The sequence below is a fragment of the Desulfuromonadales bacterium genome, assembly GCA_035620395.1.
Taxonomy (GTDB): domain Bacteria; phylum Desulfobacterota; class Desulfuromonadia; order Desulfuromonadales; family DASPGW01; genus DASPGW01.
The window spans coordinates 1-5,854 of the sequence record DASPGW010000296.1; the positions used below are offsets into that span (position 1 = coordinate 1).

The 5,854-nt window shown below is 65.3% G+C and carries 6 protein-coding genes; 1 reads left to right on the forward strand and 5 read right to left on the reverse strand.

Annotation, left to right across the window (positions count from 1 at the left end):
- The 4 genes from VD811_16035 to VD811_16050 form a co-directional block, all read right to left on the reverse strand.
- A partial coding sequence (locus tag VD811_16035) for a hypothetical protein (GenBank protein ID HXV22494.1) occupies nt 1-182 on the reverse strand: 182 nt, incomplete at its 3' end.
- Between the two features lie 14 nt (nt 183-196).
- A complete protein-coding gene (locus VD811_16040) occupies nt 197-922 on the reverse strand; it encodes a general secretion pathway protein GspB (GenBank protein HXV22495.1) in 726 nt (241 codons plus the stop codon).
- Nucleotides 923-925: 3 nt separating this feature from the next.
- Complete coding sequence (locus VD811_16045) at nt 926-2,524, reverse strand: AAA family ATPase (GenBank protein HXV22496.1); 1,599 nt, start codon at nt 2,522-2,524, stop codon at nt 926-928.
- An 88-nt stretch (nt 2,525-2,612) separates the two neighbouring features.
- Nucleotides 2,613-3,992 (reverse strand): MATE family efflux transporter, encoded by a 1,380-nt coding sequence (locus VD811_16050; GenBank protein ID HXV22497.1) that lies wholly within the window; start codon nt 3,990-3,992, stop codon nt 2,613-2,615.
- Nucleotides 3,993-4,203: 211 nt separating this feature from the next.
- Here VD811_16050 and VD811_16055 point away from each other — a divergent pair, with 211 nt between their 5' ends.
- Nucleotides 4,204-5,499 carry a pyridine nucleotide-disulfide oxidoreductase gene (locus tag VD811_16055; protein ID HXV22498.1) on the forward strand — a complete coding sequence of 432 codons (1,296 nt, stop codon included), beginning with the start codon at nt 4,204-4,206 and terminating at the stop codon, nt 5,497-5,499.
- Between the two features lie 40 nt (nt 5,500-5,539).
- Here the strand turns inward: VD811_16055 and VD811_16060 are convergent.
- Nucleotides 5,540-5,854: hemerythrin family protein (locus VD811_16060; protein ID HXV22499.1), on the reverse strand; the 315-nt coding region annotated here is incomplete at its 5' end.

Consider the following 5,854-nt stretch of genomic DNA (forward strand, 5'->3'; position numbering starts at 1 on the left):
AAATTGCCGCTGGCGGTAAACTGGTTCGAGGTCAGATTGGCGATGGCCGGGTTCTGGGAGACGATCTCGATGGACGACAGCGGAATGAAGTCGTTCGGCCGGGTCGGCTGATCGTCCTCACCACAGCCGAGCAGGCCAAACAGAACGACAAGAACAAGGACAGGCAACAGCAGTTTTGACATCGGGTCCCTCCACATTATGGCCGGCCGGTCGGGAGGAAAAACCGATTCCCGCCGTAAGATAGTTTAACCCCGTCCTGGGTGATCTCGACCACGCTCAGGCCGTCCCCGCTGCTGCTCCCCTCCCGCAGGTTGAGACCGTTGATCCGGACCAGCCGGCGCTCGGGTTCCGGGGTAAAAAAGTGCAGATGCAGATCGAGACGGGGCAGGCCGGCGCGGACGTTGTCCGGAAGTTCGGCAATCGGCGGAAAGGATTTCGCGGCCGGGGCGGCGGCAGCAACCTTCGACCGTGTCGGTGCCGCCGGCGGCGGATCTGTCCGCCGCACCTGCGTCTTTTTTTCAGCAGCCCTGGCAGGCGCCGGGCGGGCGGCCGGCGCCGCCGGCCTGACCGGGGTCTCCTCGATGACCACCGTGACCACCTCCGGCTCCGGCGGCAGCGCCGGCGCTGCCGATCCGCCGGGTGCGGCGGCGGGTTCTGCCTTGGTCGCGGCAGGCAAAGCGGCCGGCGCAGCACTGGCGATCTGGCCGCCGGCAGACACTGCAACCGTTGCGCGCTTCTCTTCCCGAGCGAGCAGCCACCAGCCGAAAACGACGCCGTTCAGCAGCAGGGCCAGGACCAGAAGAAAGGGCCAGATCGGCCGCCGCCGGGGCGCCGGCGAGAACGGTTCGTTCTGCAGCCGGGGCACCTCCCCCTGCCGGCGTTCGGCTTCCGATTTTTTCAGCGCATCGAGAATGAACGACATACGTCAGGGCTCCCTTTCGCTTTTGGCCAGATGCGGCCCCGGTGCCCCGAGCCTCTGGTTGAGCAGGATGAGGGTCATTGGACCGGCAATGCCGTCGGGCAGCAGGCCATGGCGCACCTGGAACTGCTTGACCCGCTGCTCCAGCCGCAGGTCAAAGAGTTCGGTCGCCGCCCCGGGGCTGTCCGCCCCGTCGGGGAGGGCGCGCGACAACCACTTCACGGCATCGCCCCGGTCGCCACGGCCCAGCGCTTTGGGCAACGGGAACAGCGGCCGCCAGAGCAGGCTGAACTCGCCGAGCCAATGCTGCTCGAACTCCCGGCGCAACAGGTTGTGACGCTGGCCGCCGATCAGCAACTCCATGCGGTCACCCTGAAGCCGGACGAGGGTCGCGTAAAATGGCTCCCCGCCGGCGGTGCGCAGATGCAGAATCGCCGGCCGGTCCAGCAGCCCCAGCAGGTGCAGGGAGCCGGCGCTCTGCAGGCATTCCAGGCCGGCCGATTGCGCGAGCGAGCACAATTCGCCCCCGTCGCCGGCTTCGACTCCCCACAACCGCAACAGATCGATATCGGCCAGCCGCTTCTCGCTGCCCCCCGTCGGCAGGGCAACCAGCCCGGCTGCAGTGGGGCCTGGCGTCGGCTCTACCGGCGGCGGCGGGACGGCAACCCGCTGGACCGTTGCGGCCGCCGTGCCGGCCGGTGATTCGGGTACTGGCGAGCGGGTGAGGAGAGCCAGTACGACGGCCGCCGCCAGCAGGCCGGCAAGGGACCAGCGCCGGGCACCGAAGGCAGATGGCCGCGGGTCCAGCACCTCGCCCGCGGCCCGCCTGACCGTAGGGCCATCCACCTGGGGCTGCCCCTGCACATAGGCACCGAGCAGGGCGCGATCGGCCAGCACGTTGACCAGGCGCGGGATGCCGCGGCTGGCGCGATAAAGAGTGGCAATCGCCCGGGGAGTGAAAATCTGGCCGCGGCCGCCGGCTACGGCCAGGCGATGCTGCAGATAGTCGGCCAGGTCGGCGCGCCCCAAGGGTCCCAGGTGGTAGCGGGCGGTAACGCGCTGAGCGATCTGCCGCAGGTCGTTGCGCGCCAACTGGTCCCGCAGTTCCGGTTGGCCGATCAGAATGATCTGCAGCAGTTTGCGGCTGCTGGTCTCCAGGTTGGTCAACAGCCTGAGCTGTTCCAGGACATCAGCGGAGAGGCTCTGCGCCTCGTCGACGATGAGTACCGTCGTCATTCCTTTGGCATGCGAATCGAGCAGAAACCGGTTCAGGACATCGATAAAGGTCTTGTTGCTGGCATTCCCCTCAGGGTAGGCGATGCCGAGTTCGTCGCAGATCGTCGCCAGCAATTCGGGAACGCTGAGGGAAGGGTTGAGCACCAGGGCCACCTGCACCTTGTCCGGCACCTGCTCCAGGAGGCAGCGGCAGATGGTCGTCTTGCCGGTGCCGACCTCACCGGTCAGCAGCACGAAGCCGCCTTCCCCCCGCAATCCGTAGAGCAGATGTGCCAGCGCTTCGCGATGGGCGCCGCTCAGGTAGAGGTAACGCGGATCCGGGACGATGGAAAATGGCGCTTCCTTCAGGCCGAAATGATCGTTGTACATCGGGGTCCCGCTCCAGGGTTCAGGCCGTCCAACCTTCAGACGCTTTCATACCACGATTTCCATTGTAAAACAAATACCTCATTACCCCTTAGTGCAACACCGCCAGGGTCTTCCACTTGCCGTTGCGATAGCGCAGGTAGAAAACGCCACTGAAGGAAAGGAAGAAAACAACCAGTGCCAGCCAGGCGGTTTGGGGGGGCAGGTGGAGGATGTTCAGGGAGATGAAGAGCAGCGGCAGCAGCAGCCAGTGCAGGCCGACCGAAATGCACATGGTCCAGAAGGTGTCTCCGGCGCCACGCAGGGCACCGCTGAAGACGACCATCACCGCGTCGGCCATGACGTAGAGGCCGGCCAGGCGCAGCATCCCCGCAGCGAGCGGAGCCGCCTCGGCGAAGAGCGGGTCCGCACCCTCGGGTTGAAAGACCGCAACCAGCTGTTCGGGAAAACCGACGAAGAGGACGAGGATGACCGCCGAGTAGGCCCAGCCCATCTTCAGGCCGGAGACGGTCACGCGCTCGGCGATCTCCGGCCGGCCAGCCCCCATGTAGCGCCCGACCAGGCTGACGACGCCGATCTGGATGCCGAGCAGCGGCACGAAGGAGACCATGTCCCAGTTGAAGACGATGGTGACCGCCGTCGCCGTGGCCAGGCCATGGGCATGGAAGACGAGAATCATGGCGGTGAAGGCGAGCAGGTTGAGGAAGAGCTCCACCCCCGCCGGATAACCGAAGCGCAGCAGCTTGCGCATCACCTTGCCGTCCAGGCGCGGGAAAACCACCCCGAACTCGCGGCGGTTGCTCTCGGTCAGGTAGGCCGCCAGCAGGACGAGGAGTCCGCACAGGCTCGCGAGAATAGTGCCGTAGGCCGCCCCGCGAATCCCCAGGGCGGGGAGGCCGAGGTGGCCGAAGATCAGCACGTAGTTGGCGCCGACATTGACCAGCATCGTCGTCAGCGCCGAGAGCATGACCACCCGGGTCCGTCCGACCCCGGAAAAAAAGCTGGCGAAACAGCTGCGCAGCAGCGCGAGGATGCTGCCGCCGAGGAGGATATCGAAATAGAGCTTCTGCGGCCCGAGCTGCTCGGCGGGAATATCCGTGAAGGCGAAGAGCCCATGGGCCAGAGGCCGGGCGGCGAGGATCAGCGGATAGGCGAGCAGCGCGATGATGACCGCCTGGGAGAGAACCGTGGCGCAGCGGCTCTTTTGCCCGGCGCCGAGATACTGTGCCGCCAGGGCGGTGGTGTAACCGATCACGCCGAGAAAAAAGGTCGTCATCATGAAGGCGGTCAGCCCCCCGCCCATGGCGGCGCTCATCGGCACCGGCCCGAGGCGGGAGAGAAAGAGCCGGTCGGTGAAGACCAGCACCGTCTCGCTGGCATGAGAAACGACCATCGGCAGAGAGATGGCCAGCATCTCCCGCAGACCGCCCTGTGCCGGCGGGCTCGTATCGGATCGGGCCGTGGTGTTCATGTCCATCTTTCAGAAGCAACAAAAAAACGCTGGGGCCGCATCGGGCTCCAGCATCCCCATTAGAACGCCATCCACTGGTCAAAGTCAATCCGGTGTGCCTGCATATATCGGCCCACCCTCCCCCTGCGCTGCACGGTTATCGTCTTCCGTAGCCCCATGACCCCCGAAGGAGGTTATAATTGGGCAGCCATACTCTTTCAAGGGGTCACCCATGTTCTCTCCCGACTACGACATCCTTATCGTCGGCACCGGCCCGGCCGGCCTCGGTGCGGCCTTTCATCTCACCGAGTTCGCCCCTTCCCTTTCCATCCTCATGGTCGACCGGGAAAAGATCTGCTCCGGCGGCCTGCTGAACGACTGCAAGCAGAACTACTCCTGGCCCATCGGCTTTGCCGCCGAGAACTGGACCCGGGAAGAGGCCGAGCGGCTCCTCCCCCTGGTGGAGAAGTGTCTGCAGCCGGCCGTCAAGGAGAAACAGAACCTGGAGGTCTACCAGCGCCGGGCAGAGCGCATCGGCGTCGCGCTGCTCGACGTTCGCCAGGCCCATGTCGGCACCGACCGGAGCCGGGCATTGATCCGCCGCCTGCTGGCCGAGCTCGAAAGCCGCGGGGTGCACTTATCGCTGGAGAGGGAGGTGACCGACGTCTTCGACGGCGCCGAGGGCCCGGGAGTCGTCATCGCCGGTACGGAAACGGTCCGGGCCGGGAAGGTGATCGTCGCCCCCGGACGCAAGGGTTTCAGCTTTCTCCAGCAGGTGATGGAACGGATGGGGATCCCTTACGTCGACAACGTGGTCGATGTCGGCATCCGCATCGAGACCACGGCGAACAACTACCCCATCGTCAACGACTACTACGACCCCAAGTTTCTCTTCCCCGACGGAGTACGCACCTTCTGCACCAACTCGGGGCATGCACGGGTGGTGCTCGAGCGTTACCAGGGGTTCAGCCTCGTCAACGGCCATGCCCTCTCCGCGGCGCAGGCCGGCAACGACCTGGTGAATTTCGCCCTGCTCAAGACCATCGGCCTGAGAGACCCGGTCCGGAGCGGCCAGCAGATGGCTGTCTACCTCGGCCGCCTGGCCAACGAGATCGGCGGCGGCATGCCGCTCATGCAGCGGGTGGGAGATTTCCGCATGGGGAAACGCTCCACCGCCGGGACCTTCAACGAGGATCTCTATGCGTTTCCCCCCAGCTGCCCGGTCACCGCCGGCGACCTGGGGCTCGCCGTGCCGGCCAAGCTCATGCGCCACATCTGGGCGGCGCTGAAGAAGCTCGATACCATCGTCCCCGGCGTCCTCCACCCGAGCACCATCATGTACTATCCGGAGATCAAGATGTACGCGAACAAACCCGCTTTTCTCGACCACCATTTCCGCGTGAGCGGAAATATCTACATGGTCGGCGACGGCGCCGGGACCTCGCGCGGCATCACCGGCGCCTGGGCCAGCGGGATCAGGGCGGCGGAGGGGATACTGACCCCGCAAGCCACCCCGCCCGGCAAATAAAGGCTGACAAATCAAGGGGGCCCGCCAGCTGCCCGCAAACTCAGGGGGCGGCGATCCGGGGCTTGAGAAAGGCGCCGAGCTCGAGGTCGACGCTCTTGATATGCTTCACGATCCAGTTGAGCAGCATGCGGACCGTCTGGGTGACCAGGGTCTGGGTGGGTCCCTGAGCATCGATGTTCTGTTTCAGGTGCTGCAGCCGGTTAATGAACGATGTGTGCTCGTGCTGGTGGCTTGCGATGCCGGGATAGCCGTAGTGCTGCATCAGCTTCTCCTCCTCGCCGAAGTGGAAAACGACGTAGCCGTCGAGAAACCGCAGCAACTCGGTGATCTTTTCCTTTCCGTGGCCCTCATGGCA